The sequence below is a fragment of the Pseudomonadota bacterium genome, from assembly GCA_030860485.1.
Taxonomy (GTDB): Bacteria; Pseudomonadota; Gammaproteobacteria; order JACCXJ01; family JACCXJ01; genus JACCXJ01.
This window is the reverse complement of sequence record JALZID010000202.1, coordinates 1-16731: the sequence shown is the minus strand read 5'-3', so window position 1 is coordinate 16731 and position 16731 is coordinate 1. Positions and strand designations below refer to the sequence as shown.

Here is a 16731-nt window from a genome sequence, read left to right as displayed (position 1 = left end):
CATTGGACAAGCGTCTTCACCGAGGCGGCGAGATCACCGAGCGTGACGTCCTGGAAGCGACGATCGGCGGATCGGTGCTCCGGCTGCGGCCGAAGCTGATGACGGTGAGCGTCGTCATGGCATCGCTGGTGCCGATCATGTGGAGCAGCGGGGTCGGTTCGGACGTCATGCAGCCGATCGCGGCACCGATCATCGGCGGGATGATCACCTCGACGATCCACGTGCTGATCATCACCCCTGTCATCTTCTACATCATGAAGGTGCGGGCGCTCCGGAAGGGCCGTTTGAAGGTGTCCGGCATGGTGCTCTGAGGAACTAATGATTGAGGTTCACTGAAATCCCGTTTGGCACCTGGGTCAATTGGTACGGCCTCGGCGGGGGGCGGCGTTCATCGTCGGAGCCGGGCGATGGTCTGCTACTCGACCGAAGCCTTGGGAGGCGTGCGGGCCGGGATCGCGCTGCGTGCGATGCTCGGCGAGCTCGGAATGCCGAGAGTACATACAGCGTGTGATGCCAGCGCGCTTACCCTTATGTAAAGGGAAATAGAGCATCGAAAAAACGTTTAATATAGATATTGTAGCAGCAAGGCCCCCGGGGAGAACATGCGAACCGTTCATGAGTCCAAGGTGACGAAACCGTGCCGCCGGAGGTGACGTTTTTTGAGCTGGCGGTTGATCCGCTGGCGCTGCGGGAGGAGCAGCGGGGGCGCCTCGATTGGACAAGCTAGAACCGATCGCAGGTATCGAAGACAACTCACTCGACAATACCAGACAATAGTGGTCTGTCCCTGAATGCGAAATGCGCCGGATCCCGCGCGCTACGATCGAACCGGATCGGCGATGCCTCGGGGATGCCGTGGCACGATGTGAAAGTCGTGCTCGATAACCGCTGCCTGGTGTGCCACGGAGGCTACGACGCACCGTCCCAGGTGCAACTGGGCAGCTATCCCGGCGTGACCCGCGGCGCCAACAAGGAATCGATTTACGCCACCCGCCTCTCGCGAGCGCAGCCGACGCGCTTTCATCGATGCTCGGACCCACGCCGAATGGCGTAACCGGGGGTCGGACGGTCCGTCGCCCCGAACGGGGCGCCGAGAATCGGGGGGGAGTGGCTCCGGCCTTACGCCGACCGACGACAGGGAGCGAAGGGCCTCGCCTTGGAGATGCGCTTCTGACGGATGCCGCACTCCTGTGCCGGCGGCTTGGTCGGGACGAGGACGTGCCTCGCCGCATCTCCGCGACAGCCTTCACGAGCCCTTCGCGCGCGCGGCCTCGAGGAGGCCGACGTTTTCGAGGCGGCGGGCGACTTCTGGCGACCCGCCGCTCTTCTCGAGCGCCGATCGCGCTTCGGCGACCGCTTCGTCCCGCTTACCGGACCGGAGGAGCGCATACGCGAGGTCCACCCGCACGAGCGCGTCCGCCGTGCCGAGGGACAGGGCGCGGCGGAACGCATCGACGGCCTCCCCGTAGCGACGGGCATTATAGAGCTCGCGTCCGAGCTGCTCCCACGCCGCGGTCGCGCCGGGCTCCACGCGGACGAGAGTCCGGAGCGTGTCCACCGCCTCGTCATGCGCGCCGAGACTTTCGTGGACGTTCGCCAGGTTGGCGAGGAGTGCCCGGTTCTCGGGTGCGATCTCGATCCCGTGGCCGAGCGCCGTCCGGGCGCCTTCCAGGTCGCCGGAGCGCTTGCGAAGGACGCCGAGGACGTTCCAGGCATCGACGGAGCGGGGGTGCAGTCTCAGGAGCTCCTCGATCTCGGCGAGCGCCTCGCCCGTGCGCCCGCTCCGCTCGAGCGCGAGCGCGAGCTTGTAACGGCTCGAATCTAATCGCGGATCGATGCGGAGCGCCTTCCGGAACGCCACGATGGCCTCCTCGTCGCGGCCTGCCTGGGTGAGGACGTAGCCGAGCTCGTCATGGGCGTATCCGGAGAGCGGCGCGTTCGCCGCGCCCGCCGTCCAGAAGGAGACCGGATCCCGGAAGACGGGGACGCGCGTCCACGCGAGGATCGCGAGGACTGCGACGACGGCAAAGCCGGCTGAAAGCGCCGCGCGGCTACGCGATGCGGCGTACGCGAGCGTCGCGGCGGCCGCGAGCGCGATGCCGACCATGGGAAGATACACGCGATGCTCGAGAAGGTAGAGCTTCATCGGCGCGAGGCCGAGCACGGGAAAGACCGTGACGAGAAAGAACGCAAGACCGAATGCGGCTCGCCGGTTCCTCCCGATGGCGAGCGCGCCAGCCAGCACGAAGAGCGCGAAGAAGAACGCGAGCTTCCAGAATGCCGCGCCCGCGAGGTCGAGCAACTCCGGATGATACGGAGCGGGAGCGAACCCCCACGGGAGCAGGATCTGCCGGACGTAGTAGCCGAGCGTCACGATGACGACCTCGAGACGACGGTCGAGCGGCGGGTTCCCATACTCGTCGCCTCCGAACGGCGTCCCGAAGATCGCATGGCGGGTCGCGAAGTAGGCGAGGACCACGGCGGCGAGCGCGGCCAGCAGCGGAATCCGGGCGACGAGGTCCGCCGGACGGCGCCGCCTGAGGAGCAGGTCGTCGAGAATCAACAACGCCGGGGCCACGATCCCCGTCTCCTTGTTCCAGACGGTCAGGGCGTAGCATCCGACGATCGCCAGCGCGAATTTCCAGCGCTCTCCGCCCGGGTGTTGCTGGCGCGCGCGGTCGGCGAGCAGCATCCCGATGACCGCGGGAACGAGCATCATATCGTTCCGCGCGGGGATGAGGCCGACGGACTGACCTTGGATCGGGTGGACCGCGAAGAGGAGCGCGCCCGCGAACGCCGCCGCCGGGCTCTCGACTAGGATGAACAGATAAAACCAGACGATCGCCGCGTTCAGCCCGTGGATCACCGCGTTGGTCACGTGGAACGCGCCGGGATTCTTGCCCCAGAGCTGTCGGTCGATGACGAAGCTCGCCATCAGGATCGGCCTGTAGTACGCGACCGCTTCCTTCGGGAGAACAGGCTGCGCGAAGGCCCGGAGCGCGTCGCCCCACTCGTCGAGCGCCTGGTCGTTGTCGACGATCAGGATGTTGTCGTCCCAGTAGAACTTGCCGTCGTAGAGGGACGCATAGAGGCCGAAACCGGCGAGCGCGCTCACGAGCGCGCAGGCGAGATGGAGGCGGCGCAGTGAAGCGGCCGGCGAATCGGCAGTTGGCGGGATCACCGCCGACGATCTAGCCATACGCCATGCTTGAAGAGAAGTTCCCGGGACCCCCTTCGGTTGCGCCGTTGCCAGCCCCGTCGCGCGCTGGCAAGATGCCGGTGCGCACCCCGCCGCGTGTTTGAGGGTCACGATGCGTCCCATGGTGCTGATGCTCGCCTACAACGCCGAGAAGACCCTCGGGCGGACGTTCGAATCGCTCCCGGCTTCTCTCAAGCCTCACGTCGTCGTCGGCGACGACTGCAGCGCGGACGGCACCCGCGAGGTCGCGACCCGCCTCGGCCTCCGCGTCGTCCGCCACGAGCGGAACCTCAACTACGGGGGAAACCTGAAGCGGCTCTTCCGGCTCTTCCTCGAGGAAGGGGCCGATGTCGCCGTCGAGCTCCACGCCGACTACCAATACGACCCGGCGCTCGCCGACCTCATGGTCGAGTACGTGGGTCGCGGCTACTTCGACTTCATTCAGGCGAACCGCATCCGCTCGCGCGCCGAATGCCTGGCGGGCGGCATGCCGCTCTCCCGCTACCTCGGAAACCGCGCGCTCACGCTCTTCGAGAATCTCTGGTTCGGGACGACGTTCGGGGAATGGCACAGCGGGCTTCGTGCCTACGCGCGAGAGGTCGTCGAGGCGCTTCCGATCGATACCTACGGCAACACGCACGCGTTCGCGAGCGAGATCCTCATGGGCGCCGTCGCCGCCGGCTTTCGCGTGGGCGAGGTCCCGTGCCCGGTGCGTTACGCGGCCGACAGTTCGTCCGTCGACGTCTCGGGACTGTTCTTCTACGCCGCGCGGACGGCACGCGCCGCGCTCCGACATCCGCCGTGGAGACGGCTTCCCCTGCGGCAGCCACGGCGACGGTGAGGCGCCTGGCGCTTCGGTCCCCCCGCGCGCGGAGCGCACGTCAGACGATCTCGACGGCCGGGATCGGCACGAGGAACCGTCCGCCGGCCCGCCGGTAAACCTCCTCGCGCGCCAGCACTTCGTCGCGGTGGTTCCAGGCGAGAAGCAGCGCGTAGTCGGGCGGCCGCTCGTGGAACGCCTCGATCGGCAGGATCGGGATGTGGCTCCCCGGGGCGTAGAGCCCATGCTTCGCGGGTGTCGCGTCGGCGAGGTACTCGATCTCCTCGGTGGTGAATTCGCAGTAGTTGAGGAGCGTGTTGCCTTTCGCGGGAGCGGTGTAGGCGGCGACCCGCTTCCCTTCTCGGCGGAGACCGAGGATGGCGTCGCGGATCTCGTCCCGGAGTGCGCGGATTTCTCGTGCGAGAGCGTCGAGGCGGTCGCGAGCCCTCACGCCGGCCCGATCCTCGAGCGCGGCGAGCTCCGCAACGGGGCGCTCAGCAGGCCTCGCGCCGTCGCGGTGGCGGCGGACGTAGACGCGGATGGATCCGCCGTGCACGGGGAGGCGCCGAACATCGAAGACTTCGAGCCCGACCTGCTCGAAGAGCGCGACGAGCGGGCGGACTCCGAAGCACGAGAGGTGCTCGTGGTAGATCGTGTCGAACGCCTTCTTCTCGATGAAGTCGACGACGTACGGGCATTCAACGACAAGCACACCCCGCGCGTCGAGCAGGTGCTCGATGCCGCGCGCCGCGTCGGCAACATCGTCCATGTGCGCCAGAACGTTCGCGGCGAAGACGAGCGACGCCGGACCTTCGCGGTGGCGGATCTCCTGCGCGAGCGCCTCGCTGAAGAAGAAGTTGATGGTCGGCACCCCCTTCGCCCGGGCGACTTCCGCGACGTTCGTCGCGGGCTCCACGCCGAGGATCCGCACGTCCTCGCCCCGGAGTGCCTGGAGCAGAACGCCGTCGTTCGAGCCGATCTCGACGGCGAGGCCTCCAGGGGCGACGAAGCGGGCTGCGGCTTCCCTGGCAAGGGCGGCGAAGTGCCGCGTCATGAACTGCGAGACGGACGAGAAATACACGTAGCGCTGAAAGAGGGCCGCGGGCGAGACGACGAGAGGGAGTTGGACGAGCCCGCATCGAGCGCACGACGAGACGTCGAGCGGAAAGCGCGGCTCTGGAAGGGCGAGCTCTTCCTCCGTGAGAAGGGCGTTCGCCAGCGGCATCCCCCCGAGATCGAGGAAGGAGTGGAGATCGCCCCCGCCGCAGACACGGCAGAGGACGCGGCCGGCGTTTTCGATCATCGGAAGATCGGTAAAGCGTTCGAAGGGGACGCCTCACCGTATACCTCCACGTCCGCGGCGTCGAGGCTGCCGACAACAAAAGGCGCTGTCCATGCGCACCTCGATGCAGACCCCCAGGCAGGGCCGCCCGTACGACAGCGATATAGGCGAGGATGAAGTTCTTCACCCATGCGGATCATAGACGTTGCCGGAACGATGCAGCACGTCGAGCACCTGACCGGTCTGCGACCGTGCAGAAGAGAGGACGTGCCGTCGGCCCATTTCCCTGTGCCGATCACCGAGCCATCGAAGTCGAGCGTCACGCGCGAGAGCCCAAGGGCCACAAGCCGGGCCACGACTCCCTCCCGCACGAGTCCCTGCAGGCGCTATGGACTCGTCCGCCCTCGCCAATCCCCGAGAGAGCGTGGCGATATCGGGCAGACGGCGCAGCCCGATCGTCCGCACGACCAAGGGATCATCCGAATAGTAGCGCAAATCGCGCAACCGCCGGTTCCCAGCGTAGGGTGAAGCACCAAACACAGCACCAGCGTGGCGTGTCCGAAGATCGGGCTGACGGTGAGATGGCTGAAGCAGCGGCGCAGCCTTTCGTTGAGCCCCAGATGAGCGAACAGCGCTTGGATTGGACGTTGCTATACTGCATGGGAAGGGGTCTCCTTCGGATATGCGGTTGTTTCCACAAGCACATTATACCGTGAAGTGCAGATCGCTGCCTAGTCTTTCTGATCATGAGAATGGGCTATCCACTTCCCTCCACTAACCACAACATCTTGGGTTGAATAAACTAGATTTACCACTACATAGGTCATTGGTGGAGCGAAGTGGATAGCCTCTTCATGAGGTCACTTATTTTGCTTAAAGGCCGACGAGGCTATTTCAGCAACTGGAGGGTTAAAGCATTTGGTTAGAAGTCCACCTTGCATTTCCCTCGTCATTGGGCCACGTTTTCGTGGGTAAGTTTGTTTCGACGCAACAGGCGCCAGAGCGTAACCAAGTGGCGCAATAGAATCATTCAGAAACGGCGACTTTGAAAGGAGGGATATATTCATGCCGATGAGTATTGAAGTACTTGTCATCTTTTTTCTTGGTCCTGCTCAACGGCGTCTGGAAGTGCGTGTGAGCCCGTCCGTCCCAGTCAAAATCGTGTTCGTGTCGGTGGTGCTCGTCGTGCGCGTGCCCGTGGCTATGCGTAATCTCCTCATGATCATGCTCGTGCATGTGGTGCTCGGTGAGATGTAACCAAAGCCCGCTGCCCATCAAGAGCGCAGCCCCCCAGAACCAAGGGCTCGGTACTTCCCTGAGAAGTGCCATCGCGAAGACCGCTCCGATGAAGGGCGCAGAGGAGAAATACGCGCCGGTTCGGGCAGCTCCCACATAGCGTAGCGCGTACACAAACAATACGAGGCTAATCCCATACAGCGCGTTACCTTCCCCATCGAAACGGCGATGGGCGGCCTGCCGCAGCTCGAATACACCCGGTCGCTGTCGCGCTATGGCCTGTCGCAAGCGACCGTCATATTCAAGGACGGCACGGACATTTATTTCGCCCGCCAACTCGTCAACGAACGCATCCAGGAAGTCAAAAGCAAGCTGCCGCCAAGCCGAGCATGGGACCCATCCGGAAGTGTGTTACGCAAGGACCCTGTGTTCTGATCGGAACGTCGAGGACGACGACCTCCATCAGCCGGAACGGCATCCATCAAGCGTCCGGAGCAGCGTCGGCTCGGGAGGCGAACGCTACGCCGGTACTTTTTAGCCGATGCGGTATACTCCAAAGGGTGGGAGTCTCCCGTCTCCGGGCCGCGGCGCGCTAAGGCAGATGGGGCTTGTCCTAACCCCGTAACCACCTGAGGTGCTTGTTCATGTCGGACACTCGCGGCGTCACGGTTTCGCAAGAGGCCCCCGAGCCGGTCGGGGCCTATCCGCACGCGCGGCGCGCGGGCGGGCTCTTGTTTCTGTCCGGGATCGGGCCGCGGCGGCGGGGCAGCCGGGAAATCCCGGGCGTCACGCTCGATGCCGCGGGCCGGGTCGTCGCCCACGATATCGAGCTACAGTGTCGGGCCGTCTTCGACAACGTGCGCTTGGTGCTCGAAGAGGCGGGGTCCGGCTGGGACAGGCTCATCGACGTCACCGTGTTTCTGACCGACATCGAACGCGACTTCGCCGTCTATAATCGTGTGTACGCGGAGTACTTCGGCGAAATACGGCCGTGCCGCACGACGGTCGAGGTCAACCGATTACCGACGCCGATCGCCATCGAGCTGAAGTGCATCGCCACGATTGATTAGCACGATTCGGGACAACGCCATGCAGATACCCACCCCACCCATCGATTTCAAACGCTGGATCGACGCGCATCGCGCGGTGTTGCGGCCGCCGGTCTGCAACAAACAGGTCTTTCCGGAAGGGGAGCTCATCGTCATGGTGGTCGGCGGCCCCAACCACCGTAAGGATTATCACGTCGATGCGGGCCCGGAATTTTTTTACCAGATCGAGGGCGATATGCTGCTCAAGACCGTGCAGGACGGACGGGTCGTCGATGTCCCGATCCGGGCCGGCGAGGTGTTTCTGCTCCCGCCCCTGGTCCCGCACTCGCCGCAGCGCTATGCGGATACCATCGGGCTCGTCATCGAGCGCAAGCGCCTTCCCCATGAGCGGGACGGCTTCCAGTGGTACTGTGACGGCTGCCACCACCTGCTCTACGAGGAATTCATCGAGCTTCGCGACATCGAGAAGGACCTGCCGCCGGTGTTCGCGCGTTTCTTCGCGAGCCCCGACACCGTATGCCGCCGTTGTGGGACCGTGATGCCGGCGCCGGCCGGTGGTGGATGATACAAGGCGGGCGATGCGGAAGATCGACGTCCATACCCATGTCCTGCCCCCGGCCTGGCCGGACCTCCGGGCCCGTTATGGCTACGGGGGATTCGTCCAGCTCGAGCAATACGGACCGGCTTGCGGCCGCCTGCTGAAGGATGGGGTAGTGATCCGGGAGGTCGAGGCGAATTGCTGGGACCCGGCGTTGCGCCTGAAAGACTGTGATCGCGACGGCGTGGACGTGCAGGTGCTGTCCACGGTGCCGGTCATGTTCAGCTACTGGGCCCGGCCCGAGCATGGGCTGGACCTCGCGCGGTTCTTGAACGACCACATCGGGGGGCTCGTCGAGGCTCATCCCGGGCGTTTCGTGGGGCTCGGGACCGTGCCCTTGCAGGCGCCCGATCTGGCCATCCAGGAGCTCGGTCGCTGTCGGGACATCGGTCTCGCCGGCGTGCAGATCGGTACGCACGTGAACGACTGGAACCTCGATGCCCCGGAGCTCTACCCGTTCTTCGAGGCGGCCGAGGCGCTCGGGGCCGCGCTCTTCGTCCACCCCTGGGACATGCTGGGCAAGGAACGCATGTCGAAGTACTGGCTGCCTTGGCTCCTCGGCATGCCCACCGAGACCGCGCTCGCCATCTGCTCGCTGGTGTTTTCGGGCGTTTTCGAGCGCCTGCCGAGGATCAGGATCGCCTTCGCCCACGGCGGCGGCGCCTTCCCGGCCCTCATCGGACGCATTGAGCAGGGCTTCCGGGTGCGCCCGGACCTGTGCGCCGTGGACTGCCGGGTGAATCCCCGCGCGTCGCTCACGCACCTCTATGTGGATGCGCTGGTGCACGAACCGCGCATGCTGCGCTATCTATTGGACATCATGGGCCCCGAGCGCATCGCGCTGGGCTCGGATTATCCGTTCCCGCTCGGAGAGCCACATCCGGGCCGGCTCATCGAGTCGGCCGGACTCGATGCGCCGACCATGGCACGCCTCCTCCACGGCACCGCGTTGGAGTGGCTCGGCATCCCGAATACGGCATTCGCGTGATGGAAATGCGGGTCGTGATCGCCGGCCGCGATTACCGGGTGCGGCTGGATGCCGCCCGATCGCTCGCCATCCCGCTCGACTTCGCCGGCCCCCAGCCGAGCTTCTTCGGCGCGCCGCGCGCCTCGGCCACGCCGCTCAGGTTCCCGGGTTTCGTCGGCTCCACGGACGAGGGCGGGAGTTGCAACGTCGCCGAGTTGCGCCTGATCCCCCACTGCAACGGCACTCACATCGAGACCGTGGGGCACATCGTGAACGATCCGGTGGCGCTCGCCCAGGTCGTGGGCGCGAGCCTTTTCTCGGGGCGGCTCGTCACCATCGCCCCGAGCCTCGCCCGGGACAGTGCGGAGGGCTATGGCCCGACACTGGACACCGGAGATCGACTGGTCACGCGCTCGGCGCTCGAAGTGGCCCTGCACGCGGTGCCCCGCGAGGAATCGCAGGCCTTGATCGTCCGCACCCTGCCGAACGATGCATCCAAAGCCGGCCGTGTCTATGACGACACCGATCCGCCGCCGTTCTTCTCGACCGAAGCGATCGGCTATCTGATCGATGTCGGCGTCGAGCATCTCCTGGTCGATTTTCCGTCCATCGACCGCATGCACGACCAGGGAACGTTGAGCAACCACCGTCTGTTCTGGAACGTGCCGCCATCGAGCCGTACTCTGAACGGAGAAACAGGGTCCCGAAAGACCGTGACCGAGATGATCTTGGTGCCCGATGGCATCCCGGACGGGCTCTATCTCCTCGACATCGCGGTCCCGGCGTTCCTGTCCGACGCGGCACCCTGCCGGCCTGTGATCTATCCGCTCGTACCGCTGGCCCCGGCGGGCTGAAACAGGCGATCGCTTCGGCGCGTGTCACCGAATCACAGAAACGAGCCCGCGGGCCTCCAATACCCCCGGGTCCAGGACCGAGCGGATCCGCTGGCGCGCTTCCGTGATGAGTTTCATATCCCGAGATCGGCCGGTGGCGCGGAGGAGGTCTATCTCTGCGGCCACTCCCTCGGGCTCATGCCCAAGCGCGCGGAAACCTATGTCCTCGAGGAGCTGGCGATCTGGAAGCGCCGGGGCGTGCGCGGGCATTTCGAGCCCGAACGTCCCTGGATGCCCTACCACGAGCTCTTGACCGAGCCGAGCGCGTCTCTCGTCGGCGCCGAGCCGCACGAGGTGGCGGTGATGGGATCGCTCACCGCCAATCTGCACCTCATGATGGTGAGCTTCTACCGACCCACGGTGGAAAGGCACAAGGTCCTGATCGAGGACCGGGCCTTTCCCTCCGATCGCTACGCCGTCGAATCCCAAATCCGCTTCCATGGCTTGGAACCGGCGTCTTCGTTGCTCGTGGCCCGGCCGAGGACCGGTGAGGCTTGCCTGCGGCTGGAAGACCTTGCGGAGACCATCGAGCGTGAGGGCGATGCCATCGCGCTCATCCTGCTGCCGGGTGTTCAGTATTACACCGGCGAGGTGCTCGACCTGGATGAGATCACCCGCCTCGGCCACGGCCGGGGGTGCGTGGTCGGTTTCGATCTGGCCCATGCCGCCGGAAACATCCCGCTCGCCCTCCACGACTCGGGCTGCGATTTCGCGTGCTGGTGTAGTTACAAATACCTCAACGGCGGTCCGGGCGCGGTAGGCGGCCTGTTCGTGCATGAGCGCCATGCGCGGCGCACCGATCTCCCGCGCCTCGCCGGCTGGTGGGGCCATGACAAAGACACCCGATTCGAGATGGGTCCCGAGTTTCGAGCCATTCCGGGCGCCGAGGGCTGGCAGCAGAGCAACCCGCCTATCCTATCACTCGCCGCGGTCCGCGCCGCGCTGGAGGTTTTCGGCGAGGCAGGTGGCATGGCCCCGCTCAGGGCCAAGTCCGAGCGGCTCACCGGTTTCCTGGAATCCTTCCTACGCCGCGAGCTCCCCGACCACATCGAAATCCTGACACCGAGCGAGCCCGCCCGGCGCGGCTGCCAGCTCTCGCTGCGCATCAAGACCACCGATGGCAGAGGGCTCTACGAACGCATCACGGCCGCCGGTATCACCTGCGACTGGCGCGAGCCCGATGTGATGCGCGTCGCCCCGGTCCCGCTCTACAACCGCTTCGAGGACGTGCATCACTTCGTCGAGGCGTTGAAGGCGAGCCTCTAATGCGCCCACGACTCCGCGCCACATCTCGTCCGCCGCGAGGCGCGACTCGCACATGGACTTCGCCATCAGTCAATCGATATGGAGCGATGGAGTCACCCTCCGCCTACCCGACGTGCTGCCGGAGTGCGTCGCAGTGCTAGGGGACCGGCAGGTACGGGCCAGACTGCAAAGCCGCGGTGAATTTGCGAGACTCGCTCAGACCGGACTGAGCCCGAGGAGCTTGCCGAGGGCGACGTGGCGCATGCGATCGCATACGCGCTCAACCAGCGAGCAGGAGGCGTACTCGGTATCAGAATAGAAGTGGTGTTCGAGTCCCTCGCGCAACTGCGCCGGAAAGCTCTTGCTCCCCTTGTGGCGCTCGTGCGTGAAGACGATGAGCTTGTGCTTCAACGGGCCGCGAGCGAAGTACGCGATCTCCCCAGCTGGGCCCGCGGACGTATCGAGGACCACGCAAGTATCAGAGAGCGCTAGCTGATACTCCTCCTGTTGCCCGATGCCGACGTCGCCAGCGCTTGGGACGAGGTGCGTGAGATCCTCGCTAAAGCGCACCTCGCGTGCCGGCTCCCCGCCACAGCGGGAAGCTCGCTGGAGGAAGTAGTCGGTGCCAGAGAGCCGAGTGTTCCGCCCAGGAAGCCAGAACTTACTCTTGTTGGGCTCTGAAGGAGCGCTTGCCTGCGGAGTGGACCAAGCTCCTCCCCCTGTCGGCCGATCTGCCAAACCCGCTCCAAGTTACGATGCGATTCAGCTGTTAGCATCTGCTTGTTCCTCACGTACACGCAGTCCCAACGCAGCAGCCGTGGCCCGGAAGAACCCGAGGGCTTGTTCGCACGCCGCCCGCTCGTCAAGAGTCCCGGGTTGTACACTGACGACCCGGAGGAAGGCGCCATCTTCGACCAAGAGGGAGCGCTCCAGACTGGCGAACCCGGCGGCTGATTGCGACGCCACACGGAACGTGACGCCTGATGGAGCTAGCGCGACCTTGGCCGCCCTCTTCGCCGGAACATGCCGACCGAGTTGGTCTTCCACGCTACCCACGCCCAACCGCCCGTGCACGCCACTGGTGAACGTATGCTCCTCGATCTTCGTCTGGCTAGTGGTCCGAACCACCCCCACGGCCACCTCGATCAGCCGAAAAAGGGTCTCGACACCGACTTCGCGCTGCCTTGGACCTCGACCCGATTGAAACGATACCGCACGAGGGTTCGCCCTTCGGACACATAGCAGGAAAGCACTTGTTCCGCCGGCTGTTGCCCCTCCACCCGCATGTCATCAAGTCGCAGGCCCAGGGGTTCGAGTGCGTTGTAGACTGGGCCGAACGACTTCCCGCCCAGAAGCATGTCGAACGCTGGGGGCGCGAGGGTCGCCTCGTAGCGCAGATCCGAACGAATGACATCAAGAGACACCAGGTCCGGGCTGGTCGCGGGCGTCTTGTCACTCCTCGCCATACAGGCAATGTTCGATGATCCGGCGCTGGCCTGCAAGCTCGCCTATGCCATGACAAGGACTCGCGCTCGAGATGGGTCCCGAGTTTCGAGCCATTCCGGGCGCCGAGGGCTGGCAGCAGAGTAACCCGCCTATCCTATCACTCGCCGCGGTCCGCGCCGCGCTGGAGGTTTTCGGCGAGGCAGGCGGCATGGCAGCGCTCAGGGCCAAGTCCGAGCGGCTCACGGGTTTCCTGGGATCCCTCCTACGCCGCGAGCTCCCCGAGCACATCGAGGTCCTGACACCGAGCGAGCCCGCCCGGCGCGGCTGCCAGCTCTCGCTGCGCATCAAGGCCACCGATGGCAGAGGGCTCTACGAACGCATCACGGCCGCCGGTATCACCTGCGACTGGCGCGAGCCCGATGTGATGCGCGTCGCCCCGGTCCCGCTCTACAACCGCTTCGAGGACGTGCATCGCTTCGTCGAGGCGTTGAAGGCGGGCCTCTAACCCACACAACCCGCGCCACATCACCCGCCTCGGCGCGGGGCTCGCACGCGGACGTCAAGCAAATGCGGTACCGTTGAATCATCTGATAATTATGCGTAGTGTACTCACATAAGCTACGGTTCCCTTGGAGGTCGCATGAGCAGCTTGCTGGAGCGCCGAAACCAGGCAATCTCAGTGACGAAGGTGGCACGCTCGACCAAAAACATCATCGATCGCCTGGCCTCCGGCCAGCAGGACGAGTACGTGGTGATGCGACATAACGCACCCGCGGCCGTCCTCCTTCCGGTGACGGCCCTCGAAGCCCTGGGCAGGCAGAAGTGCGCAGGATCCTGAAGATGATCTCCGACCGTATACAGAACGGCGAGCCGGACAAGCTCGGCAAAGCACCGCGCGGCGCACTCACCGGCTGACGGCGGCCGCACCGGCAACACCCGCATCGTTTATCGGGTAAACTTGGAGCTCATCGAAGTGCTTATCTTGGCGGTCGGGATGCGGCGAGAGCAAGCTGTCTACGAGGCGGCGCAGGGACGGGTGTAGCACATAGTATTGTCGGGCGGCGGAACGGAGCAGTCGTCTGTGAATTCTTCGGCCGGAGGTCCGGGGCGCTCGGCGTAGTCGGTTCGCATCCGTGCACCCGCCCTCGGTTGTTTCTCATTAGTTTACTAAACTAATAGCAGTTTCTACGGATGATCAGCCGCCACGACGGGGCACGAGCGAAGGGGCAGAGAGGATTGATTTCGGTCCTCTGGTGGATCGCCATGGGCCTCGCGCTCGGGTGGGCCTCGGGTCCGGCTGTCGCGGCGCCGAAGGCCGAGCTGCAACCGTATTGGGATCGCGGCGACGCGGCGAACCCCGCGGTCATCGACCATAGCCCCTGGCAGGGCTTGCTCGATGGCTATCTAGACACCCGCCACCCGAGCGGCGTGCATCGTTTTGCCTACGCCGCCGTGCGTAGTGCCGATCGGGCGGTCCTGCGCGCCTACCTGGCGACCCTGCAGGCGCTGGACCCGAGACGCTATCCCCGCCCGGAGCAGGAGGCCTATTGGATCAACCTGTACAACGCCCTGACCGTGGATCTGGTGCTCGCGCACTATCCGGTGAAGAGCATCCGTGAGATCGGCGGCGGGTGGTTGGTCCGCGGGCCCTGGGACGATGCGATCGCGAAGGTGGCCGGGCGGGCGCTCTCGCTCAACGACATCGAGCACGGGGTCCTGCGGCCCATTTGGCGCGATCCGAGAATCCACTACGCGGTGAACTGTGCTAGCATCGGCTGTCCCAATCTGGCGGGGCGGGCGTACACGCGGGAGAACCTGGAGGGGCTGCTCGAGCAGGGCGCCCGCGACTACGTCAACCACCCGCGCGGCGCTAAGTGGCAGGATGGCGGGCTTCGCGCTTCCAGTATCTACGACTGGTATCAGGAAGACTTCGGCGGGACGGAGGCCGGGGTAGTGGGCCATCTCCTGCGCTATGCCCGGCCGGAGCCGGCCCTGCGCCTGCGCGGCTATGTGGGGCCGATCGACTATGATTACGACTGGTCGCTGAACGAGCCCTGAGAGGTTTTGAAAAAACCGTCGCGAGCGAAGGGAAATCGCGTTCCGCCGGAGCGCAAGAACCGGAGTGTATGTTGAAATACATGAGGATTCCGAGCACCGCCGGGAAGCCAGGGCCAGGGAGTGGCCCTGCTTGGCGCGCCGAGTTGCAGCGCGAGATCCCGAGCGCAGTAGGTTTTTTCACAACCTCTGAGGTGTGTTATACCACGACGACCAGGAATCGCTCTTTTTGATCCCCTCACCCTAGCCCTCTCCCTGTATAGTCCTGTATAGTCCGGAGGGAGAGGGGATCGTAAAAAGGCGACTTGTGACAATAACCAGTTTACCCTCGTCACCGCCGCTCGAACCGCATTTTCTCACCGACGCGGAGATCAAGGCCTTTGCGCCCTACCCCTTGCCCCCGAGTCCTGCGGGGCGGTGGGCGCGCCTCAAGGACCGCCTCGAGGAGGCCGGTTGCTGCGGCCCGGGCCAGATCGGCGGGCGGCGCTGGCCGATCGGCTGCGTGTCTCTGGAGGTCACGCAACGCTGCAACCTCGATTGCAGCCTGTGTTACCTATCGGAGCACTCCGAGGCGGTCCGGGACATCCCCCTGGAAGAATTGTTTCGCCGCATCGACATGGTAGAGGCCCATTACGGCGAGCATACGGACATCCAGGTCTCGGGCGGTGAGCCGACGCTGAGAAGGCGCGAGGACCTCATCCGGATCGTCCGGCGCATTTCTGAGAAGGGCATGCGCGCCTCGCTCTTCACCAACGGGATCCGCGCGACCCGCGAGCTCCTGACGGCGCTCTCTGGGGCCGGATTGACGGATGTGGCCTTCCATGTGGACCTGACCCAGGGACGCAAGGGCTACGACTCGGAGGCTGCTCTGAACGTGGTGCGCGAGCGCTATATCGAGCGTGCCAGGGGCCTGCCGCTGGCCGTGTTCTTCAATACCACGGTGTTTGCCGGAAACTTCGACGAGATCCCGGCCGTGGTGCGCTTTTTCCGCCGCCATACGGACGTCGTTTCGCTGGCCTCTTTCCAGCTCCAGGCCGACACCGGCCGGGGCGTCCTGCGCGAGCGCGAGGCGTTCATCACCCCCGATACGGTGGTCCGGCGGATCCAGGAGGGCGCCGGCCGCGCCCTGCGGTTCGACACGCTCCAGGCCGGGCACCCGCGCTGCAACCGCTATGGCATGGCCTTCGAGATCAACGGTGCTCTTTACGATTTCTATGACGATCCGGGGTTCGTCGTGCCGCTCCTCACGCGCACGGCAGAGATAGTGTTCCCGCGCACCGATCGCCGCGCCGCGGTAAAAGCCGCGCTCTTCGCCTTCGTCAAGGCGCCGGACTTGTGGTGGAGGGGGCTCAGGTGGCTCGGCAGGACCCTGTGGGACGCGCGCCGCGATCTCCTGGCGGCGCGCGGGCGCGTCCGCAAGCTGTCTTTCGTGGTGCACAACTTCATGGACGCGCGTAGGCTCGAGCACGAGCGGCTGCACGCCTGCGTGTTCATGGTGGCATCGGGCGAGGGGCCAATTTCCATGTGCCTGCACAACGCCAAGCGCGACCGTTTTATCCTGCGGCCGGTGCCCCTGGCCGAAGGCACACGATCCTGGGACCCCCTGACCGGGCGCCTTTCGCCTGCGTCGGGCGCTCGGCGCGACGCGGCGGTGTTCCCCCTCGAATACGTCAAGCGCGTGGGGCGACGCGGAGGGCCTGTGCCGGAGGGCCGGCGGAAATGACACATTGGTGCCGAGCGCCGCTGGTCGTACTGGCGTGGGTCTTGAGCGCGTGCAGCACCCTGGTCAGGGTGCCGGAGGCGCCGGTTGCGGATCGCGGCGGGCCGCCGATCGAGGCCTATGCGCGGGTCCTCGAGCGCTTCGTGAACGATCGCGGCGAGGTGGATTTTTCCGCGCTGGCGCGCGATCGTGCCGACCTCGAAGCCTATGTGATCCATGTG

General features: G+C 65.3%; 16 protein-coding genes and 3 pseudogenes. 14 read left to right on the top strand and 5 right to left on the bottom strand.

Features of this window, described 5'->3' with window-relative positions; all coding sequences use genetic code 11:
* Together M3461_11600 and M3461_11595 are read left to right on the top strand one after the other, a co-directional pair.
* Nucleotides 1–311: efflux RND transporter permease subunit (locus M3461_11600; GenBank protein MDQ3774948.1), on the top strand; the 311-nt coding region annotated here is incomplete at its 5' end.
* 539 nt (nt 312–850) lie between these two features.
* On the top strand, nt 851–1054 hold the full coding sequence (locus M3461_11595) for a hypothetical protein (GenBank protein MDQ3774947.1): 204 nt from the start codon (nt 851–853) through the stop codon (nt 1052–1054).
* 192 nt (nt 1055–1246) lie between these two features.
* On the opposite strand, the gene M3461_11590 is transcribed toward M3461_11595, so the two are convergent.
* Complete coding sequence (locus tag M3461_11590; GenBank protein ID MDQ3774946.1) at nt 1247–3199, bottom strand: tetratricopeptide repeat protein; 1953 nt, start codon at nt 3197–3199, stop codon at nt 1247–1249.
* 112 nt (nt 3200–3311) lie between these two features.
* Here M3461_11590 and M3461_11585 point away from each other — a divergent pair, with 112 nt between their 5' ends.
* Nucleotides 3312–4040: a glycosyltransferase family 2 protein gene (locus tag M3461_11585; GenBank protein MDQ3774945.1), complete on the top strand. Its 729-nt coding sequence runs from the start codon at nt 3312–3314 to the stop codon at nt 4038–4040.
* 40 nt (nt 4041–4080) lie between these two features.
* Here the strand turns inward: M3461_11585 and M3461_11580 are convergent, their stop codons facing one another.
* Both M3461_11580 and M3461_11575 read right to left on the bottom strand, forming a co-directional pair.
* On the bottom strand, nt 4081–5322 hold the full coding sequence (locus M3461_11580; GenBank protein MDQ3774944.1) for a class I SAM-dependent methyltransferase: 1242 nt from the start codon (nt 5320–5322) through the stop codon (nt 4081–4083).
* A 1005-nt stretch (nt 5323–6327) separates the two neighbouring features.
* Nucleotides 6328–6747 (bottom strand): annotated as a pseudogene (locus M3461_11575) (DMT family transporter).
* Between M3461_11575 and M3461_11570 the strand changes: the two are divergent.
* The 6 genes and pseudogenes from M3461_11570 (at nt 6736) to kynU (ending at nt 11310) form a co-directional block, all read left to right on the top strand.
* Nucleotides 6736–6915: pseudogene (locus tag M3461_11570) on the top strand (efflux RND transporter permease subunit). The pseudogenes M3461_11575 and M3461_11570 sit on opposite strands and share 12 nt — an antisense overlap.
* A 266-nt stretch (nt 6916–7181) precedes the next feature.
* Nucleotides 7182–7607, top strand: a complete 426-nt coding sequence (locus tag M3461_11565; GenBank protein MDQ3774943.1) for a Rid family hydrolase — start codon at nt 7182–7184, stop codon at nt 7605–7607.
* A gap of 19 nt (nt 7608–7626) precedes the next feature.
* On the top strand, nt 7627–8151 hold the full coding sequence (locus M3461_11560; GenBank protein ID MDQ3774942.1) for a 3-hydroxyanthranilate 3,4-dioxygenase: 525 nt from the start codon (nt 7627–7629) through the stop codon (nt 8149–8151).
* A 13-nt stretch (nt 8152–8164) separates the two neighbouring features.
* Entirely contained in the window at nt 8165–9172 is a 1008-nt protein-coding gene (locus M3461_11555; GenBank protein MDQ3774941.1) for an amidohydrolase, read from the top strand.
* The gene (locus M3461_11550; protein MDQ3774940.1) at nt 9172–10005 is read left to right on the top strand and encodes a cyclase family protein; all 834 of its coding nucleotides are present in this window, start codon (nt 9172–9174) and stop codon (nt 10003–10005) included. The genes M3461_11555 and M3461_11550 overlap by 1 nt, the downstream gene beginning before the upstream one ends.
* Nucleotides 10006–10026: 21 nt before the next feature.
* The gene (gene kynU, locus M3461_11545) at nt 10027–11310 is read left to right on the top strand and encodes a kynureninase (protein ID MDQ3774939.1); all 1284 of its coding nucleotides are present in this window, start codon (nt 10027–10029) and stop codon (nt 11308–11310) included.
* A gap of 195 nt (nt 11311–11505) precedes the next feature.
* Here kynU and M3461_11540 read toward each other — a convergent pair whose 3' ends face one another.
* Complete coding sequence (locus M3461_11540; GenBank protein MDQ3774938.1) at nt 11506–11859, bottom strand: hypothetical protein; 354 nt, start codon at nt 11857–11859, stop codon at nt 11506–11508.
* A 575-nt stretch (nt 11860–12434) separates the two neighbouring features.
* On the bottom strand, nt 12435–12755 hold the full coding sequence (locus M3461_11535; GenBank protein ID MDQ3774937.1) for a hypothetical protein: 321 nt from the start codon (nt 12753–12755) through the stop codon (nt 12435–12437).
* A gap of 71 nt (nt 12756–12826) precedes the next feature.
* Between M3461_11535 and M3461_11530 the strand changes: the two are divergent.
* The 5 genes and pseudogenes from M3461_11530 to M3461_11510 form a co-directional block, all read left to right on the top strand.
* Nucleotides 12827–13240, top strand: a pseudogene (locus M3461_11530) (kynureninase).
* A gap of 135 nt (nt 13241–13375) precedes the next feature.
* Nucleotides 13376–13573, top strand: coding sequence for a hypothetical protein (locus M3461_11525; protein MDQ3774936.1), 198 nt, complete (start codon nt 13376–13378; stop codon nt 13571–13573).
* 353 nt (nt 13574–13926) lie between these two features.
* A complete protein-coding gene (locus M3461_11520; protein ID MDQ3774935.1) occupies nt 13927–14793 on the top strand; it encodes a DUF547 domain-containing protein in 867 nt (288 codons plus the stop codon).
* Nucleotides 14794–15097: 304 nt separating this feature from the next.
* Entirely contained in the window at nt 15098–16513 is a 1416-nt protein-coding gene (locus tag M3461_11515) for a radical SAM protein (protein MDQ3774934.1), read from the top strand.
* A partial coding sequence (locus M3461_11510; GenBank protein MDQ3774933.1) for a hypothetical protein occupies nt 16510–16731 on the top strand: 222 nt, incomplete at its 3' end. The genes M3461_11515 and M3461_11510, both read left to right, overlap by 4 nt.